At 36.1% G+C, this 15,645-nt stretch carries 18 protein-coding genes; 5 read left to right on the top strand and 13 right to left on the bottom strand.

The genetic code is table 11. The features are described from left to right. Positions 1 to 305: 305 nt before the first annotated feature. The 10 genes from PCY10_RS06450 to PCY10_RS06405 all read right to left on the bottom strand — a co-directional run bounded on the left by PCY10_RS06450 (position 306) and on the right by PCY10_RS06405 (position 8,132). Positions 306 to 1,571: a site-specific integrase gene (locus tag PCY10_RS06450; protein ID WP_003032328.1), complete on the bottom strand. Its 1,266-nt coding sequence runs from the start codon at positions 1,569 to 1,571 to the stop codon at positions 306 to 308. A gap of 89 nt (positions 1,572 to 1,660) precedes the next feature. Beyond that, complete coding sequence (locus tag PCY10_RS06445; RefSeq protein ID WP_002919941.1) at positions 1,661 to 1,909, bottom strand: MerR family transcriptional regulator; 249 nt, start codon at positions 1,907 to 1,909, stop codon at positions 1,661 to 1,663. After that, on the bottom strand, positions 1,902 to 2,507 hold the full coding sequence (locus tag PCY10_RS06440) for a replication protein (RefSeq protein WP_003032321.1): 606 nt from the start codon (positions 2,505 to 2,507) through the stop codon (positions 1,902 to 1,904). Before PCY10_RS06440 ends, PCY10_RS06445 begins: the two co-directional genes overlap by 8 nt. Before the next feature lie 204 nt (positions 2,508 to 2,711). After that, positions 2,712 to 3,317, bottom strand: a complete 606-nt coding sequence (locus PCY10_RS06435; RefSeq protein WP_003032334.1) for a hypothetical protein — start codon at positions 3,315 to 3,317, stop codon at positions 2,712 to 2,714. Next, positions 3,314 to 4,414 (bottom strand): type IV secretion system DNA-binding domain-containing protein, encoded by a 1,101-nt coding sequence (locus tag PCY10_RS06430; protein WP_003032336.1) that lies wholly within the window; start codon positions 4,412 to 4,414, stop codon positions 3,314 to 3,316. Before PCY10_RS06430 ends, PCY10_RS06435 begins: the two co-directional genes overlap by 4 nt. Next, positions 4,414 to 4,734 carry a hypothetical protein gene (locus tag PCY10_RS06425; protein WP_003032314.1) on the bottom strand — a complete coding sequence of 107 codons (321 nt, stop codon included), beginning with the start codon at positions 4,732 to 4,734 and terminating at the stop codon, positions 4,414 to 4,416. Before PCY10_RS06425 ends, PCY10_RS06430 begins: the two co-directional genes overlap by 1 nt. 201 nt (positions 4,735 to 4,935) lie before the next feature. Continuing rightward, on the bottom strand, positions 4,936 to 5,385 hold the full coding sequence (locus tag PCY10_RS06420; RefSeq protein WP_003032329.1) for a sigma factor-like helix-turn-helix DNA-binding protein: 450 nt from the start codon (positions 5,383 to 5,385) through the stop codon (positions 4,936 to 4,938). 323 nt (positions 5,386 to 5,708) lie between these two features. Further along, complete coding sequence (locus tag PCY10_RS06415; protein ID WP_003077408.1) at positions 5,709 to 7,124, bottom strand: helix-turn-helix domain-containing protein; 1,416 nt, start codon at positions 7,122 to 7,124, stop codon at positions 5,709 to 5,711. Positions 7,125 to 7,167: 43 nt separating this feature from the next. Next, positions 7,168 to 7,506 (bottom strand): Cd(II)/Zn(II)-sensing metalloregulatory transcriptional regulator CadX, encoded by a 339-nt coding sequence (gene cadX, locus PCY10_RS06410; protein ID WP_003032337.1) that lies wholly within the window; start codon positions 7,504 to 7,506, stop codon positions 7,168 to 7,170. Between the two features lie 11 nt (positions 7,507 to 7,517). After that, on the bottom strand, positions 7,518 to 8,132 hold the full coding sequence (locus PCY10_RS06405) for a CadD family cadmium resistance transporter (protein WP_003032325.1): 615 nt from the start codon (positions 8,130 to 8,132) through the stop codon (positions 7,518 to 7,520). Positions 8,133 to 8,160: 28 nt separating this feature from the next. Here PCY10_RS06405 and PCY10_RS06400 point away from each other — a divergent pair, with 28 nt between their 5' ends. After that, positions 8,161 to 8,346 carry a hypothetical protein gene (locus PCY10_RS06400; RefSeq protein WP_026248198.1) on the top strand — a complete coding sequence of 62 codons (186 nt, stop codon included), beginning with the start codon at positions 8,161 to 8,163 and terminating at the stop codon, positions 8,344 to 8,346. 78 nt (positions 8,347 to 8,424) lie between these two features. On the opposite strand, the gene rpmG is transcribed toward PCY10_RS06400, so the two are convergent. Both rpmG and rpmF read right to left on the bottom strand, forming a co-directional pair. Beyond that, a complete protein-coding gene (rpmG, locus tag PCY10_RS06395) occupies positions 8,425 to 8,574 on the bottom strand; it encodes a 50S ribosomal protein L33 (RefSeq protein WP_003026692.1) in 150 nt (49 codons plus the stop codon). A gap of 15 nt (positions 8,575 to 8,589) precedes the next feature. Further along, positions 8,590 to 8,772, bottom strand: a complete 183-nt coding sequence (gene rpmF / locus PCY10_RS06390) for a 50S ribosomal protein L32 (RefSeq protein ID WP_003071531.1) — start codon at positions 8,770 to 8,772, stop codon at positions 8,590 to 8,592. A 227-nt stretch (positions 8,773 to 8,999) separates the two neighbouring features. Here rpmF and hisS point away from each other — a divergent pair, with 227 nt between their 5' ends. The 4 genes from hisS (at position 9,000) to PCY10_RS06370 (ending at position 13,354) form a co-directional block, all read left to right on the top strand. Further along, positions 9,000 to 10,280: a histidine--tRNA ligase gene (hisS, locus tag PCY10_RS06385; protein ID WP_021003333.1), complete on the top strand. Its 1,281-nt coding sequence runs from the start codon at positions 9,000 to 9,002 to the stop codon at positions 10,278 to 10,280. A gap of 72 nt (positions 10,281 to 10,352) precedes the next feature. After that, a complete protein-coding gene (locus PCY10_RS06380; protein ID WP_003075368.1) occupies positions 10,353 to 10,559 on the top strand; it encodes a hypothetical protein in 207 nt (68 codons plus the stop codon). A 118-nt stretch (positions 10,560 to 10,677) separates the two neighbouring features. Beyond that, complete coding sequence (gene aspS, locus PCY10_RS06375) at positions 10,678 to 12,432, top strand: aspartate--tRNA ligase (protein WP_021003332.1); 1,755 nt, start codon at positions 10,678 to 10,680, stop codon at positions 12,430 to 12,432. Beyond that, entirely contained in the window at positions 12,419 to 13,354 is a 936-nt protein-coding gene (locus PCY10_RS06370) for a YitT family protein (protein WP_021003331.1), read from the top strand. The genes aspS and PCY10_RS06370 overlap by 14 nt, the downstream gene beginning before the upstream one ends. A 215-nt stretch (positions 13,355 to 13,569) precedes the next feature. On the opposite strand, the gene pulA is transcribed toward PCY10_RS06370, so the two are convergent. Further along, positions 13,570 to 15,645: a type I pullulanase gene (gene pulA / locus PCY10_RS06365; protein ID WP_021003330.1), complete on the bottom strand. Its 2,076-nt coding sequence runs from the start codon at positions 15,643 to 15,645 to the stop codon at positions 13,570 to 13,572.

Genomic DNA, 15,645 nt, shown 5'->3' with positions numbered 1-15,645 from the left:
TAGATAAATAAAAAGGTAGTTTTACTTACGTCTTCCGTTTTGAGAGTGCTAACAGAAATAAACTACACAAAGACCAATACTGTTAGTGCTATTATTGCTTTGCTAAGATGACTTAATCAGTTGAAATTCAGTTAATTTGCTAAAATGAAAAAGCCTTTGAAACATTGATTCCATAGGCTTTTCTTTATCTCAATTATTTAACCTCTGTAAGAGTTAAATAATTTCTATTTTAGCTGTTAGAAACGTTGGTACATCAATGTTTTTAGAATGCTACATAATAAAAGGTAGAGTGAATGGTAGAGTAGTTATTGCGTTAGTTCAGCAATCTTTTCAAGATAAATCCCCACAGCTTCTAACTTTCGTTGTGGTGCTAATTCAGCGTAAGTATCCATTGTAGTTGAAATGGATTTATGTCCCATTCTGACTTGGAGTTCTTTCCAATTTGTTCCAGCATTAAGTAGCATTGAAGCATGAGTATGTCGGAATAAATGGAAACCATAGTTTGGTAATCCAAGACCTACTAACCTTTTCTTAAGAGTTGTTCTCTCGTTTCTATCACACATATAGTTCCCATAGATTGTAGGGAAAATCAGTTTTGTTCTATGTCTGTTGTGCAATTCGAGATACTTGTTCATTTCATTGTGGAAATCTATGAGTTTTTCTATTATGGGGAGAGGGACAGGAACAGAGCGATTTCCTGCATCAGTTTTTGGTGTAGCTTTACAGATAACTTCCCCTTTTGTCCCATCTTTTTTATTTGCAGTTTTCCACATCAATGTTTTACTGACGTTAATAGAAGAATTTTCAAAATCTAGGTCATCAATCGTCAATGCAAGTAGTTCATTTATTCGCAAAGCGGAGGCTAATAAAGTATTACAAATTAACTTAAATCTACGATTGGCTCTAGTGTTATCTAAACTTTCAAGATAATTAAGCCATACTACAAGACTATCATCATGTAATACCATGATGCGTTGCTTATTTGATTTTGGCTTAGGTGGTATCTTGACAGAGACAACAGGATTAGTAATTAGTCCATAGTTTGTAATTCCATAGTCAAAAATATCTTTCAACTTATGGATAACAGCACCAAAATCTTTAGCACTACCTTTATCAGCACGCTTTACACCAGATTCAATGGACTCTTTTGATTTCTTTGCCAAATCATTTAACCAAAGCTGGATATCCGCAGATTCAATTTTATCTGGTTTGTAATCTCCAAATTTAGGGATAATATAATTATCAAGATAACCTCTTACTCTGTTCAGTGTATTATGCGAGTTAACCCAGGTCTTGTATGATTTAAACCATTCTTCAGCTAAATCTTCAAGTGTATCAATGATGATAACTTTTTCTCGTGTTGAGCCATTTTTTTCAAATTCTAGTCGAGCTTGAATGATTGCTCTATCTAACTGTTTTAGTGTCTTGGCTGTAATGGTAGTAGTAACTTGTTTACCAGTTTTTACATCTTTTCCTAGAAATGCACCTTTTAAGGTGTATGATATGGACTTATCTTTTTTGATTTTTTTAATTATCTTTTTTCCGTTATGGATAATGAATTCTATTTTCATAGTTGCCTTTCTTCATGAATATTGAAGTAGGCTAAAATAGTTACCACTCTTTCTTTTAGATAAAACTATTTTAGCACAATTTTTCAAAATTAGGGTTGCAAGAAGTCAATAATATCATCTAATAGATAGAAGACAGTTCTTGTTCCCTCGATAGGAGGTTCTAACCTTTTTAGTCCCTTTTGTTCCCAAGTTTTTAGTGTGTTTGGAGAGATGTTTAGCTGTTTTAACAATTCTCGCTGTTGTATTATCTTTAGTTGTATGTTCTGTTCTTTGATTTGAATGAGTTTGATAAGAGTTTGCAATGATTGTTCAATTTGTTCTAATTTTTCGTTATTCATTATTCTCTTTCTCCTCTGTGTTTGAATTATGGAGTCGATTAGGATTGTATCGTCGTGAATCTAGGTACTTGGCGAAGAAATATGTACGTTCAATGATAAGTCCTAATAAATTGGTATTGTTTGCTCGGGCATACCAGACCAATTCTTCAAATTCGGTAAAGTCGTTTTCTTCGATAATATCGACTACTTCATGTATAAAATCCGAGGAGTTCATCTCCATCAAGAATTTTTCCAAATTAAATCCACAACCGACTTCAATATCCTCAATGTTGTAGGGGGTCTTATCTGGATTTTCCGCATGGGTAAAGTAGTCAAATAAACCAGTGGGAGACATAACTACCTCCACATGTGCTGGACCGTTCAGTTTGTCACTGATGATATTTGATACTTGAGAATAGCTTTTCAGTGAATCAAAGAAGAAAGCACCGTGTTTGTGCGACTTTTTGAACTCTCCTGTTTGTTTATTAACATCTTTATCATGCCAAGGACTAAGAATAAAGGGGATATGAAGTTTCTCTAAGATAGTCAAGTAGTCCTCTGGTGCGCTTTCCTCGTAGAAGAGAAACGTCCATTTGGTTGAGCGTTGTTCTTTTGCCATAGGCAGTTACCTCATTTCTTTTGGGCTCTATTACTAAGGAGAAATGGCAGGTCAGATGCAAAGTTTTTTGAAAAAATTGAATTTTTTGTGATTATTGATTATTGACCTATTGGGGGTCGTAGTAACCCCAATAGGTCATGATAGATAAGAATATAAAAAGGGGCTGTCTGGCTTTTGCTTAACGCAAGCCACAGCCCCAAGGTATTAACGTTTTTGTCCAGTGAACCACAATTGGTTACGAACTCGAATAGGAGAGGAGAAATAATAGTCTGCATGTTGGCTGACGATTTCTTCTTTTAATTGTGCTTCCATCTCTTTTAGGATTTTTTGCCCCTGTTGGTCTCTAGGGACTTTTAGAAAAATAGTGATGGTATCTTTTCGTATATCTACAATACACTTGCGAACAGCTCGGTTAAATCCGTTATGGATTGGATTGATAGTGGTAACGGTCTGATGTTCAAGGTTGCTTATCTTCTGTACTCGTTCACGCTGAAACAGGAAGTGTCGCAACATGAAAGTACGATAGACAGATTGACAGTAATTCCAAAAACTATCTGTTTTCAATCGTTGTATCATCTCTATCCCAGCCAATAATAAGGCAAGTAGTAGAGAAACAAGAGCAAATCTATGACAAACGGAACTAATGAAATCCGTAGTACTTTTGACCGTATCTAGATTGAAAAATGTGATGTTGGTTAATTGAACAGAAAGAAAATTGAATAAGCAACCAAATGCAGAACAGATAGGAGCAAATAGAAGTAAGTATAGTATGAGATTGAAACTTCTCATAAAGTATGTTTTAGTGGTCATAAAATACCTCGCTTAGTGTAGTAGGTTGGACAGAGTAGGGGCAGAATTTGGTAGGGGTGTTCATTGTCGATAACTTGAATGATGCCTGTTCCATGTCCTGTTGGAATGACAATACCCTCTGGGTCTAGGTCTGGAAATAAGAATTGAGTGGTTTTATGATTGATATTTCCAATTTGTATCAATACGTTTAGCTGTTCCCTCACTGAAATGGGGATAGTGTTATGGTCAAAACGCTGGCTTACTAAAAAGAGATGGATTTTGGTAGCACGTCCCAACAAGGCAATTTGTGAGAGTAAAGAGAAAAAGGCTTCTTTGATGTTCTTATTGACTCCCTCTGATAGGGCTAGGACTTCATCAATGACAATGGTTAGATGAGTAAATTGATGGTTGGGGTTATCATATAAGATAGCTTGTCGTTTCTGAATGAGGGTTGCACATTGGCTTAATTGTTCATTGACTTGTGAAACGAAATCAGATTTTGAACGGTTTTCGACAGGGTGGATAACTGCAATTTGATTTTCCCTTGCCCATCGGCTTGGTGTATCGAATTTTGGGTCAATTATAATTAAGTCAGACATATGTTTCAGAACACTCAAAAAGTACGTTAAAGCATAGCTTTTCCCAGAGCCTGAATTTCCAGCAATAGCCCAGTGATTTATCTTTTCAAGGTTTAGTTCAAAGTGCTTCATAATGGGAATTTTTCCTTGTGGTAGGCTAGCTGAAAATTTATCCAAATCAGGAATAGTTAAACGTTCTGAAATTCCCTTTTTCCAAGGGAAAAACAATCCACGTTGAATGTGTAAGTCATCTGTTTTGAGTGGAACAAAATAGGTTGCATTTTGTTTCAAGAGAGTAAATTGAGGGTAGAGAGAAGCGTTAGCAATCAGAAAAATTTTCTTGTACAAGTCATCATCAAGAATATAAGCACAAGGCAGGCGAGGGACAAAGACAAAGCCGTCTTCTTGAATAATGACGTTAAAAGAATTAGTATAGCTGGTTTCCCCCTGCATTAAAGCCCCCAGAGCCATGTTTAGGCTCTGGAGCAGGTAAGATTGCAGGAAAGATTGGTTCAGCGCATCACGAGATTGTGAGGTCATTACCGCACCTCCTTGATACCATTTGCTTTGAAGTAAACGTTATATTTTACTTCGCAAGCTTGTAGGGTGTCAAATTGAATCATGGATTGGAACGATGGAAGCTCAATCCTATCTTCGAATTTTACTTGGAAAGGGTCTTGCCCTTCCTGTACAAACCATGCTTTATAGGCTACGATTTCTCCTGTTGGTTTTCCTTCTTCAAACCGTTGTTGTGGTTCAAGTTCGGTACTAAGTGAGTAAATCGGTTGTTTTTGACTGATAATTTTATCAGCCAATGTAGTTGTATAACCACCTTTTGTGGTTTTCATTTTAAACGCCATAGGGCTGTTCCTCCTTTATTATTGAGAAATAATGCGAATGCGAGTTGCTCGGTTTTGGTCGTGAGCTGGACGTAGTTGTTTTGGTTGTGTACCACCTCCTTATTACTAAGGAGAATGAGACAGCTAAACGCAAAGTTATTTGTTGAATTTTTAATTTTTTTACAAAAAAATCCAGTGATAAGAGACACTGGATTTGAGGGATTAGCGATAAGTTTTTAATAAAGGTGCTAATTTTTTTAGCGCTTTACAATAATGGGATTTAACTGTTACATCACTCATTTTTTTATAATGTTCAGTGACATAGCGAGCCGTTTCTTTATAGCTTGAACCTTGTTCCGCTATCATTTCAACAATCTTACTGTCAATTTCTGATAGGGATGCTTTAGCTTCACGAATAGCTTGTATTAACTCCTCTAGGATTAAAGCTTCTTCGGGATTCAAATCAGAACTTGCAACTACTTCATAGCGTTCACGTCGTTTACCGTCATTACGAGCTATGTTTTCTTCCATACTTCGTTTATGGTGGTATCGGTCACGCCGTTCTGCATTACTTTGTTCTTGTTGAAGCAAACGAGTTACTTCATTCCAATTTTTAGCTTTAATAGCTTCTGTGATTTTACGCTCACGGCGTTCTTGTACTTTATTACTCATAGTAATATATGATCCTTTCTCGTCCTTGGACAGAAAGAAACGTATATGAGCAAATATTGAACGCTGAGTATGCTAAAAGGCACAACAAAGAAACAGCGAAACAATTCTATGCAAGACATGACCTTTATTGTCATATCATCATATTTGTTTCAATCTGTCCTTTGATGGCCATCAATATGGACTGTTAAAATTTTTATCAAGAGTTTTTCTTGATATATTCAGTATAAGGCATAATGTTCTTTTATTTTTTACTTCTTTTTTTACTTCAATAGACTAATTTGTAAAACGAAGCGCAAAAAAAAACTAGGCGATTCACCTAGTTTTTAAAGAGCAAATTTTCGTATCTCTTCTTCGCTTAATAGTTTAATAAATGCTTGTTGAACTCTATCTAAAGTCGAAGCCATTGCGAGTAATTCCTCGTTTAATTGTTCTTGGAAATAGTATGTTACTTGTGTATTATTCGTCAATAATCCCTCAATATAGCGATTGACGCTTGTATTGTCTAAATTAATATCATATAGGTCAACTAAATCAATAAGGTCGATTTCGCTTAGTCCTTGAGCTGCAGCTTCTTCAATTCTTTTCTTATCCTCTAGTGAAAATCTTGTGGGCTCTATTTGAATACTGGATATTTCCTGAATTGGTCTTGTTGCATAAGGATTGGAAACCCAGCTGATTATTTCATCAAAAGTTTTTTCCTCAATCCTTTCTATATCAGTGGATTTATGAATACGAATACCCATATTTGTTAGCTCCTTTTCAGAATATTTTTGGTACAAGTCTGTGATATCTTTACCTTGACTTACTAACTTCATAAAGTCATAATTTATCTGTGCAAATTTTGATTTATCTATTTTTTGACTTCCGTTTGACTTAACTGATAAAGTTGACCTTGCTTTTTTGGAACTAACTAACGGAACGGACGTAAGGTAAGATTTTGGGATATTTTCTTTATACATTCGTTCTAGAATATCATCAACCAGAAATCCGATATTGAATAGTGGATTTTCTTTGAGTTTTTTTATTAGATTAGGGATAATTTCTGTCGAAACGTTATCATACCACCATTTATTGATGAGAGGATCAATGTTTTCTTTCCTAAATGTTGAGGGTATGCCATTTCCGTCCAATTCAAATAGGATACCACAGACATTAACTTCAAATGATTTAATTAAATTATCCCCTAACATCAACCAAAGAATATCAAACATTTCTTCAAAATCAATGACAGTCAATTCATTGATGGTACGGGTTCTAAAACTTCTAGCGAGGTTATAACTTTTTTCACCAACAGTAATATCAATGTCATCTTTCTTGTGAAAAGTATCCATTTCAGTTTCATCAGAAACCAAAAAATTTTTTCTTTTAATATTGAAATTTGCGAATGTCTTAGAAAGTCTAAGACAGCTAGATTGGATTGAAATTAAATCATCACTCATGAAAGAATATAGGTTTTCATCTACAGCCTCTAAATCTCTATATAAAATAGAACTGAAAAAATAATGAAACAGATTCTCAATAAACTCATCTAACTCTCCAAAAACGATATACGTATAGCTCGAAGCGGTTAGAGCATTTAAATAAACTAACATCGAACTCGTAATTGGTCGCTTACCACTTTCAACTTGACTAACTTGACCTGCATTGCCTAGTTCGCTTTGTGTAATATTGTGTTTTTTTCTTAAATTTTTGATACGAGTAGGTATTTCTTGTGAATAATTTTCTTCAAAAAATTTCATATATAATCCCCCTATAATCATGGAAAAGTAGTAAAAATAGTTGTTATCCTAGTTGATTAAAAAAATCTCTGATTTCCTCATCTTTTATAAAATAATATATAATTTTCCCATCTCTTCTAGTGTCCAAGATGTTTTGATTGGCTAGTTTACGAAGATGGTGGGAGGCAGATGCCATACTGAGATTTAGTAAACAGGCTATATCGCAGACACAGAGTTCTTCAACAACAAGGAGATAAAAGATGATATTTATCTGTTTATTATCGGTAAACTTTGATAAAATGCGAAGTGATTTTTGGACTTTTTCCTTTTCAAGGTAGTTCGTTGCGGTTGTAACATTTTGTTGATTTATAACATTCACTTGGCAGATACTATCTTTTTTCATAATATTTTCTCCTAGCTTAACACAGTCCATAGCATGTCAAAGCTGTTGTTTTCAATCAGGATATACATCCCCAATCCTAAATAGACAACGGCAATAAACCATCTGCTATATTTTTCCAAAGTTTCTCCAACAGAAGGGACTTGTGCCAATTTTTGGGCAGAAAAAACCAAGAGATAAATCATGACTAGAAAAGTAAGTAAAGTCACTATCAAATTCGCTAAATTTAAGGTGGTAAAATATGGGACAAAAACACCAATATTGTCAGCACCACAACTTGCAAAAGTAATCATAGCGACTAGAAAAATCAGGTTTTTATTATCTTTTCGCAAACCATCTTTTGCAATAGCTTCTCCATCAGAATCTCCTAAAAGCAAAACTTTGAGTCCTAGGAAAATTGGAATCAAACCGAGCAAACCTAAAATCTCTTTACTAGGAATATAATTTAAGACAAATGCAAAAAGTAAACTTAGCAATATTAGACTAACAGAGCCTAGAAACTGTCCTAAATAGATGTTAATGATGTCTTTTCTGCTTTTTCTTTTGGCAAAAAATAACATTAGGATAATAAGTAAGTCTACGGCTGTCCCAGAATACAGGATTATTGAAGTAACAACATTTTGAATCATAAAATACCTCATTCAAATATATTTTTGAATGTATTCTAACATTAAACTTTGTAGATGTCAACTTAAAATCCACCAAAATATAGATAAGAAGTTAATGTACCAAATATTAAAAAGCCCTGCCATCGAAATGATAGCAGGGCTTAACTTCAATATCCAGATGATATATTTATCTAAAAAAGGTAGAGTAAAAGGTAGAGTTTTTATTGATTTGTAGTGCGATATAATGAGTTTCAAAAAATCAAAAATCGCTTAAAATCAATATTTTGACGTCTATTGACGTGTACTGAAACCCTTACTTAACCTCTGTAAACACAACGTGCTTGCGAAGTTTTGGTGAGTATTTCTTCAATTGAAGACGGTCTGGAGTGTTACGTTTGTTTTTAGAAGTAAGGTACAAGCGTTCACCAGATGCTTTGTGTTCAAGTGTAATATTTACGCGCATGATAGCTCCCTTCTATTATTCAGCTGCAGCAGCTTTAGCGATTTTACGTCCTTTGTAGTATCCTTTAAGGGATACACGGTGAGAACGTGAGTAATCTCCAGTAGTTTCATCAAAAGTTACAGATGGAGCTGTAATTTTGTAGTGAGTGCGACGTTTGTTTTTTTTCGCTTTTGAAGTGCGACGTGCAGGTACTGCCATTTTAAATTCTCCTTTTAGTTTTTAAAATCTATTCAATGATGAATTTCATCAACTTTAGTAGTATATCAAATTTTTTTTGTAAAGTAAAGTTACTTGACAATTTTTTTGACAAACTAGCCAGTTTTTTTCAGCAAAGGGAAGTTTTCTATGGGAAATATTTTCAAATGTCCCGCAAAATAACGGACTTGTGGTACAATAATTATATTATATAAATTCGAGGAAAGACTATGAAATTACAAAAACCAAAGGGTACACAAGATATTCTTCCAAAGGACTCTGGGAAATGGCAGTATGTGGAAGAATTTGCTCGTAATACTTTTAAAAAATACAACTATGCTGAGATTCGCACACCACTGTTTGAGCACTATGAAGTGATCAGCCGCTCTGTTGGGGATACGACCGATATTGTGACGAAAGAAATGTATGATTTTTACGATAAAGGCGATCGCCATATTACCTTGCGTCCTGAAGGGACAGCACCTGTCGTACGTTCTTATGTGGAAAATAAGCTATTTGCACCAGAAATCCAAAAACCGGTAAAACTTTACTATATGGGTTCAATGTTTCGATATGAGCGTCCACAAGCTGGTCGTTTGCGGGAATTTCATCAGATTGGTGTAGAGTGTTTTGGCTCAAACAATCCTGCGACTGATGTAGAGACGATTGCTATGGCAGCCCAATTTTTTAATGAAATTGGTATTCGCAATGTGACGTTGCAATTGAACAGTCTGGGGAATGCGGAGAGTCGTGCCACTTACCGTCAGGCCTTGATTGATTATTTGATGCCATTAAAAGACAATCTGTCTAAAGATAGCCAACGTCGTTTGGAAGAGAATCCTCTTCGTGTATTAGACAGTAAGGAAAAAGAAGATAAACTTGCTGTTGAAAATGCACCGTCTATTTTGGATTATCTAGATAAAGAAAGCCAAACTCATTTTCAAGCAGTGCGGTCGCTGTTGGAGGCGCTGGAAATTCCTTATACCATCAATACTAATATGGTTCGTGGATTAGATTATTATAATCATACGATTTTTGAATTTACCGCAGATGTAGCAGGTAATGAACTGACAATTTGTGCAGGGGGGCGTTATGATAGCCTTGTTGCTTATTTTGGTGGGCCAGAGACAGCTGGATTTGGCTTTGGAATGGGTGTGGAGCGCCTCCTACTCGTTCTTGAAAAGCAAGGTGTGGAATTGCCGCTAGAGAATCGCTTAGATGTTTATATTGCAGTTTTGGGAGAAGGTGCTAATAATACAGCATTGGAAATTGTGCAAGCACTTCGCAGGCAAGGGTTTACAGTTGAGCGTGATTATTTAAATCGTAAGTTAAAAGCGCAATTCAAGTCAGCAGATACCTTTGGTGCTAAAGTGTTAATAACTCTTGGCGAAAGTGAAATTGAAAGCAAGCAAGTCACTGTCAAAAACAACCAAACGCGTGAAGAATTAATTGTCGATTTAAATCAGATCCAAGAAGATTTTCAAGCAATTTTTAAGCAAGTAGGATTTTAGTTGAGAAGTGCAAAAGCTAGGTAGCGGTTTTCTGCTATTATTTGTGTAAGGTGAACAGAGGTTGAATAACTGATGAAAAAAATTGTCATTCCATCTATACTTCAATTTATAATAGTTTTTTTAGTAATAGGTGGTATTGCTTATTTTGTTAGAGGAGACTTTTTCTTTCGATTCTTAGCACCGATTTTTGGTTTAGCGGCAGGACTGTTGCGCTTAGCCTCAAGTTATGTTGTTAAGATTTTGCATCCTGAATTATATGAAAGAGAGATTAAGAAATGAAACTTAATCTCCTTTTTATGAGAGATTAGGTTAAGATAAGAAGTTTTTGAAAAGCGGACTTCTTTTTCATCTCTTTTGTGGTAAAATAGTAAAAGAATTAAAAGTTTGGAGAATAAAAATGAGACGTTCAATGTATGCTGGACGTGTTCGTAGTGAACATGTCGGTCAAGAAATCACTTTAAAAGGCTGGGTATCTCGTCGTCGTGACTTGGGAGGCTTGATTTTCATTGATTTACGTGACCGCGAAGGCATTATGCAGCTGGTTATCAATCCCGAGAATGTGACTAAAGAAGTCATGGGAACTGCCGAAAAGTTGCGAAGCGAATATGTTATTGAAGTGACTGGAAAAGTAGAAGCACGTACGCAGGCAAATGATAAACTTGCAACAGGAACTGTTGAACTGCATGTGGAGACTTTGACAATTCTCAATACAGCCAAAACAACTCCATTTGAAATTAAAGATGGTATTGAAGCGAATGATGATACACGCCTTCGTTATCGGTACTTAGATCTTCGACGTCCTGAAATGTTGGCAAATTTGAAATTACGAGCTAAAGTAACACATTCAATTCGTAATTACTTAGATGAGCTTGAGTTTATTGATATAGAAACTCCGTTTCTTACGAAATCAACTCCAGAAGGTGCGCGTGATTATTTGGTGCCAAGTCGAGTGAACCAAGGGCATTTCTATGCATTGCCACAAAGTCCTCAGATTACAAAACAATTGTTGATGAATGCTGGTTTTGATCGTTATTATCAAATTGTGAAGTGTTTCCGTGATGAGGATTTGCGTGGCGATCGTCAACCAGAGTTTACACAAGTTGACTTGGAAACTTCATTTCTTTCTGATCAAGAAATCCAAGATATTACAGAAGGCTTGATTGCTCAAGTGATGAAAGAAACAAAGGGGATTGAGGTTACACTGCCATTCCCACGAATGACATATGATGATGCAATGACTTTATATGGAAGTGATAAACCAGATACTCGTTTTGAAATGCTTTTGCAAGACTTGACAGATATTGTCAAGGAGATTGACTTTAAAGTTTTTTCAGAAGCACCAGTAGTTAAAGCTATTGTTGTGAAAAATGCTGCTGATAAATATTCTCGTAAAGATATTGATAAGCTGACAGAGCAGGCAAAACAATATGGTGCAAAAGGACTTGCTTGGGTCAAAGTGGCCTCAGATGAATTAAATGGTCCAATTGCTAAATTTTTGAAAGACTTGACAAGTGAGTTGACGGATGCTTTACGGCTTGAAGAAAATGATTTGGTTCTCTTTGTAGCTGATACTGTAGAAGTTGCCAATGCAACTTTGGGTGCACTTCGTGTCCGTTTGGCAAAAGAACTAGGCTTGATTGATGAGTCGAAATTTAATTATCTTTGGGTAGTGGATTGGCCAATGTTTGAATGGTCAGAAGAGGAAGGACGTTATATGAGTGCACATCACCCATTCACCCTTCCACAAGCAGACACAGCTCATGAGTTAGAAGGTGATTTGAGTAAAGTTCGTGCCATTGCTTATGATATTGTCTTGAATGGTTATGAATTGGGTGGTGGAAGTCTTCGTATTAACCATAAAGATTTGCAAGAACGAATGTTTAAAGCCCTTGGTTTTTCTAAAGAAGCAGCTACTAATCAGTTTGGTTTCTTGCTAGAAGCTATGGATTACGGCTTTCCACCACATGGTGGGTTAGCTATCGGACTAGATCGCTTTGTCATGTTGCTAGCTGGTGAGGAAAATATCCGTGAAGTGATTGCTTTCCCTAAAAATAATAAAGCAAGTGATCCTATGACACAGGCGCCAAGTCTAGTTGACACTAAGCAGCTTGAGGAATTAAGTTTACAAGTAGAAACTCATGAAGAAAACTAAGATTTATAAACGATTTCGTTATTATTTGCGCCGTTTGGCTTATAATTTTAAATTGATACAAGTGCTTAAAAGTATCTCCCGTAAGAAGTATGATGAAAAAATATCTGCTTCACTAATCTATGGTTTTTTATCTGCTGTTGCAGTTAATCTCTTCTTTCAACCAGGGCATGTGTACTCAAGTGGGGCGACGGGATTGGCACAGATTTTAGCCGCTTTAAGTATACGTTTTTTGGGATTTGCCATTCCTGTTTCTGTAACTTTTTATCTCATCAATATCCCACTAATGATCTTGGCTTGGTATCAAATTGGGCACAAGTTTACGGTGTTTACTTTTATTACGGTTTCCATGAGCTCACTGTTTATCCAGTTTGTTCCTGAAGTGAGTTTAACAAATGACCCAATTATCAATGCATTGTTTGGTGGGGTCATTATGGGAATGGGAATTGGCTTTGCTTTGCGTTCCAATATTTCTAGTGGTGGGACAGACATTGTCAGTTTGACAGTTCGGAAGAAAACAGGCAGAAATGTCGGAAATATTTCTTTTATTGTCAATGGGATGATTATGATTATTGCGGGTGTGACCTTTGGGTGGAAATATGCGCTTTATTCGATGATTACGATTTTTGTTTCGAGTCGGGTGACAGATGCCGTCTTTACCAAGCAAAAGAGGATGCAAGCTATGATTATTACCAGTTATCCTGAAGCTGTTATTGAAAAAATCCACAATAAGTTGCATCGTGGTGCAACGATTATCAATGGTGCAGAAGGTACCTACAATCATGAGAAAAAAGCAGTTTTGATTACAGTTATTACGCGTGCTGAATTTAATGAATTCAAGCATATCATGCGAAAAGTAGACCCACATGCTTTTGTATCAGTAGCAGATAATGTTCACATTCTTGGACGTTTCGTGGAAGAATAAAACCATCAGATTGGCTGAACTAGCTAATCTGATGGTTTTTTGGTTAGTCACCTTTAAGACTGTCTTCCTTTTTTAAGATCAAAATCAATAGGAAGTGAGCCAAAGAGTTTTTGTTTTAAAGTATAGGATGAAGTAAATCAATGATACAAGAGCTGAGTTCAAAAAGTACAGCTTTGAAAGGTGGGTAGGACTGACAAAGCAAGGTTTTTTCATGATTATTTAAGTACGAGAACTTGTTTTCCAGGGACAGTATAGTAATCTTTGTTAGCGTCGAGAGGAGTATCAAGGCTGATTTTGGGATAGTTGATAAACACAGCTTGTTTATCCTGATTTGGATAGATAAATGAATTGTTCCCAAAGTTAATGAGGATAGTGATTTGATTTTCTTTTTCTTTGATTTTGTATTCGACTATAGATTCATTCAGCCATTGAGCAGAGCAACAATTTTTGATTTCTGTACGTGTTCTCAAACGTAAGAGTGGATGTTTTTTTCTGAATTGAATGAGCTGACGGATAAACGCCACATCTTTTTCATATTCAATTGAGCGTAACCAATCTAGACGGTTAATAGTATCTGGAGTATTATAAGTATTCTCAATGAGATTCTTGCTGCGGAAAAATTCTTGTCCACTGTGGATGAAAGGTACTCCTTGTGCAAGGATGGAGAGATGCAGAGCAAGTCGGGCATTGTCAAGCTGTTCTTTCAAATCAATCTTCGAATTCTGAATCGCGAAGTAATCAAAGGCAGTTGCATCATCATGGCACTCTACATAGTTTATGGCTTGATGTGGGGCAATAAAGTGTTTAGTGCCTGTGACGCCGACATTAGCAGTTAGGATATTCTCGATGGAACTTATCGAATGCTTTTCTTGTAATTGTTTTCCTTCTGCAATGGTTGCTTTTATTGTATTGCGGAAATGATCATTGAAAAAACCATAACTTGGTAATTTGTCAGCATTAAACTGGTGAGCCAGTCTATTGTTATCTAGGCCTGTATTCATACGCCAGCCTTCTCCGTAAAGATAGACGTTCGGATAGAGAGATTGCAATTCCTCTGCAATCTGTTTCATGGTTTCTATATCTAAAATCCCCATGAGGTCAAAGCGGAATCCATCGAATCCGTAAATCGTTAACCATTGTTTGAGGGAATGCTTAATATAGCTACGAACCATTGCCCGTTCACTTGCTACATCATTTCCACAAAATGTACCATTTGTTAAATTACCATTGTGATCGTAGCGGAAAAAATAACCTGGAACAATTTTTTCAAAAGCATAGGCTTTAGGATCGTAGACATGATTATAAACAACGTCCATGATAACGCTCATATCAGCTTGGTGGTAAGTAGCGATGACTTCTTGCAATTCAACGATTCTTGCATAGGGATCATGTGGATTAGTTGTAAAACTGCCGTCAGGAAGGTTGTATTGCATAGGGTCGTATCCCCAGTTGTATACGAGTTCTGGATGATTTTCATCAACACTGCCAAAATCATACAAAGGCATGAGCTGAATGTGAGTTACACCTAACTGTTTGATGTACTCCATCCCTAAAGTGTGTTTTTGCAACTGCGGAGACTCTGTCAGAGATTTGAATTTACCAGGATAAGTAAACTTAGCTTCTTTTTGCATGGAAAAATCTCGTACACTCATCTCGTAAATAATGGCCTCTGTCATTGACATTTGTGTCTGTGCTCGATGGATAGGACGAGAAATTTTCTCTAGGTTAATTACGTAACTAGCTCCAGAATTGCTTTCGGACGATAGGGCATAAGGGTCGTGAACTTCTACCCAGTGACCATTTACTTTGTGTAGATAGTAATAAGCAGTTCCATCAAAATTTCCAGATACTTCTGTTTGCCACACTCCCTTTTCTCCGAGAGTCATTGGGTAAACGGAATTTTGTAAATGAAGTAATACTTGTTCAGAAATTGGTGCCCAGAGCTTAAAAGCTGTTGCTTCTGGGGTATAATGAGCTCCTAAATCATTTTTGGTGTAAGCAAACGTCTGGTCAAAAATTGGCTTTCTCACAATATGGCGAAATTGTAAGAACGTTTTATTACGATCGTGGTCATAAATCCAATAAAGTTTGGTTACGTCTAGTGGTGTTAGAGGAGCAAGACTGTATTGCACGAAGTCGTCTTGTTCTTCCAGAGTTCTTATCTGTAAAGTTTGTGTGCTATCAACCGCTTCAATTGTAAATTGTAATTGTTCAGTATAAAATTGTTTTTCTAACTCGATCGTGATGAGACTTTGGTCATCTAAGTAGGCTTGGAATGTTCGGAAAGCCAT

Origin of the sequence: Streptococcus sp. SI1 (genome assembly GCF_030439945.1) — a bacterium.
In the GTDB taxonomy this organism is placed as follows: Bacteria; Bacillota; Bacilli; order Lactobacillales; family Streptococcaceae; genus Streptococcus; species Streptococcus intermedius.
Note: the sequence above shows the minus strand (reverse complement) of the source record. Positions and strands in the feature narration are given on the sequence as shown.

Excerpts from the sequence above, each read along its gene's own strand:
- cadX (WP_003032337.1), bottom strand. The coding sequence starts at position 7,506 with ATGAAAAAAGATAGTATCTGCCAAGTGAATGTTATAAATCAACAAAAT.
- PCY10_RS06380 (WP_003075368.1), top strand. The coding sequence starts at position 10,353 with ATGAAAAAAATTGTCATTCCATCTATACTTCAATTTATAATAGTTTTT.
- PCY10_RS06440 (WP_003032321.1), bottom strand. The coding sequence starts at position 2,507 with ATGGCAAAAGAACAACGCTCAACCAAATGGACGTTTCTCTTCTACGAG.
- rpmF (WP_003071531.1), bottom strand. The coding sequence starts at position 8,772 with ATGGCAGTACCTGCACGTCGCACTTCAAAAGCGAAAAAAAACAAACGT.
- aspS (WP_021003332.1), top strand. The coding sequence starts at position 10,678 with ATGAGACGTTCAATGTATGCTGGACGTGTTCGTAGTGAACATGTCGGT.
- PCY10_RS06400 (WP_026248198.1), top strand. The coding sequence starts at position 8,161 with ATGTATTCTAACATTAAACTTTGTAGATGTCAACTTAAAATCCACCAA.
- PCY10_RS06370 (WP_021003331.1), top strand. The coding sequence starts at position 12,419 with ATGAAGAAAACTAAGATTTATAAACGATTTCGTTATTATTTGCGCCGT.
- pulA (WP_021003330.1), bottom strand. The coding sequence starts at position 15,645 with ATGGCTTTCCGAACATTCCAAGCCTACTTAGATGACCAAAGTCTCATC.
- PCY10_RS06435 (WP_003032334.1), bottom strand. The coding sequence starts at position 3,317 with ATGACCACTAAAACATACTTTATGAGAAGTTTCAATCTCATACTATAC.
- PCY10_RS06430 (WP_003032336.1), bottom strand. The coding sequence starts at position 4,414 with ATGACCTCACAATCTCGTGATGCGCTGAACCAATCTTTCCTGCAATCT.
- PCY10_RS06450 (WP_003032328.1), bottom strand. The coding sequence starts at position 1,571 with ATGAAAATAGAATTCATTATCCATAACGGAAAAAAGATAATTAAAAAA.
- PCY10_RS06415 (WP_003077408.1), bottom strand. The coding sequence starts at position 7,124 with ATGAAATTTTTTGAAGAAAATTATTCACAAGAAATACCTACTCGTATC.
- rpmG (WP_003026692.1), bottom strand. The coding sequence starts at position 8,574 with ATGCGCGTAAATATTACACTTGAACACAAAGCATCTGGTGAACGCTTG.
- PCY10_RS06425 (WP_003032314.1), bottom strand. The coding sequence starts at position 4,734 with ATGGCGTTTAAAATGAAAACCACAAAAGGTGGTTATACAACTACATTG.
- PCY10_RS06405 (WP_003032325.1), bottom strand. The coding sequence starts at position 8,132 with ATGATTCAAAATGTTGTTACTTCAATAATCCTGTATTCTGGGACAGCC.
- hisS (WP_021003333.1), top strand. The coding sequence starts at position 9,000 with ATGAAATTACAAAAACCAAAGGGTACACAAGATATTCTTCCAAAGGAC.
- PCY10_RS06420 (WP_003032329.1), bottom strand. The coding sequence starts at position 5,385 with ATGAGTAATAAAGTACAAGAACGCCGTGAGCGTAAAATCACAGAAGCT.
- PCY10_RS06445 (WP_002919941.1), bottom strand. The coding sequence starts at position 1,909 with ATGAATAACGAAAAATTAGAACAAATTGAACAATCATTGCAAACTCTT.